The sequence below is a fragment of the Hydrogenophaga sp. genome (genome assembly GCF_051007235.1).
GTDB lineage: Bacteria > Pseudomonadota > Gammaproteobacteria > Burkholderiales > Burkholderiaceae_C > Hydrogenophaga.
Genome location: NZ_JBPCSJ010000378.1, coordinates 1 through 1,511, shown reverse-complemented (window position 1 = coordinate 1,511; position 1,511 = coordinate 1). Strand labels below are relative to the sequence as shown.

Here is a 1,511-nt window from a genome sequence, read left to right as displayed (position 1 = left end):
GGTCCAGGATGTCTTGCATGGTGGTCTCCGGTGAAATCAGGAAATGGCGTCACTCGAACAGGTCGAGCAACTGCCGTGCAGCGGTCGATGCGGCCAGCTGACCGCCCTGCACCTGCTGCGTGAAAAGGTCCAGCTTCTCGCGCACCTGCGGGTGCGCGCGAAAGCGCTGTTTGAGGCCGGCGTCGATGCGCTCCCACATCCAGGCCGTGGCCTGCTGCTGGCGCCGTGCGGCCAGTCGGCCGTTGGCGGTTTGCAGCCGGCGGAACTCGCTGACCGACGACCAGAACGTGTCCACGCCCTGACCGTGCAGCGCGCTGATCTGGATCACCTGCGGGTGCCAGATGACTTGGTCGTGGTGCATGTGGTCCGGGTTGCCGTGCAGCCCCAGCAGACGCAACGAAGACATGATCTGCGCGCGCGCACGGGTGGCGGCGTCGGGGTCGATGTCGGCCTTGTTGATGACGACCAGATCGGCCAGCTCCATCACGCCCTTTTTGATCGCCTGCAGGTCGTCGCCGGCGTTGGGCAGCTGCAGCAGGCAGAACATGTCGGTCATGCCGTGCACCGCGGTCTCGCTCTGGCCCACGCCCACGGTCTCGACGATCACCACGTCGTAACCCGCCGCCTCGCAGACCAGCATGGCCTCGCGCGTCTTCTCGGCCACGCCGCCCAGCGTGCCGCTGCTCGGGCTCGGGCGGATGTAGGCCTTCTCGTGCACGCTCAGGTGCTCCATGCGCGTCTTGTCGCCCAGGATGGAGCCGCCCGACACCGACGACGAGGGATCGACCGCCAGCACCGCCACGCGGTGGCCCTGACCGATGAGGTACAGGCCCAGCGCCTCAATGAAAGTGCTCTTGCCCACGCCCGGCACGCCGCTGATGCCCAGGCGGAACGCACCGCCGGAATGGGGCAGCAGCCCCGTCAGCAGCGCGTCGGCCTGCAGGCGGTGGTCGGCGCGGGTGGACTCCAGCAGCGTGATGGCCTTGGCCATCGCGCGGCGCTGGACGACCGCACCGCCCGAGACGATGCCCGCCTGGATCTGCTCAGGCGTCACGCCACCGCTTTCCGGATCTGTTCCAGCACGTCCTTGGCGCTGGCCGGGATCGGCGTGCCGGGGCCGTAGACACCCTTGACGCCGGCTTCGTAGAGCATGTCGTAGTCCTGGCGCGGGATCACGCCGCCCACGAAGACGATGATGTCGTCGGCGCCCTGTTTGTGCAATTCTGCAATGATGGCAGGCACCAGGGTCTTGTGACCGGCGGCCAGGGTGCTCACGCCGACCGCGTGCACATCGTTCTCGATGGCCTGGCGGGCGCATTCTTCGGGCGTCTGAAACAGCGGGCCCATGTCCACGTCAAAGCCCAGGTCGGCGTAGGCCGTGGCCACCACTTTGGCGCCGCGGTCATGGCCGTCCTGGCCCAGCTTGGAAATCATCACGCGGGGCCTACGACCCTGACGATCGGCAAAGGCGGCAATGTCCGCTTTCAAGGCGTTCCAGTATTCCATCGTGT

The 1,511-nt window shown here is 67.2% G+C and carries 2 protein-coding genes; both read right to left on the bottom strand.

Features of this window, described 5'->3' with window-relative positions; genetic code table 11:
* Window positions 1-49: 49 nt before the first annotated feature.
* Window positions 50-1,054, bottom strand: coding sequence for a methylmalonyl Co-A mutase-associated GTPase MeaB (gene meaB / locus ACR2JA_RS13545; protein WP_434009605.1), 1,005 nt, complete (start codon window positions 1,052-1,054; stop codon window positions 50-52).
* Window positions 1,051-1,511, bottom strand: a 461-nt coding sequence (locus ACR2JA_RS13540) for a cobalamin-dependent protein (protein WP_434009604.1), incomplete at its 5' end; no start/stop codon positions are given. The genes ACR2JA_RS13540 and meaB, both read right to left, overlap by 4 nt.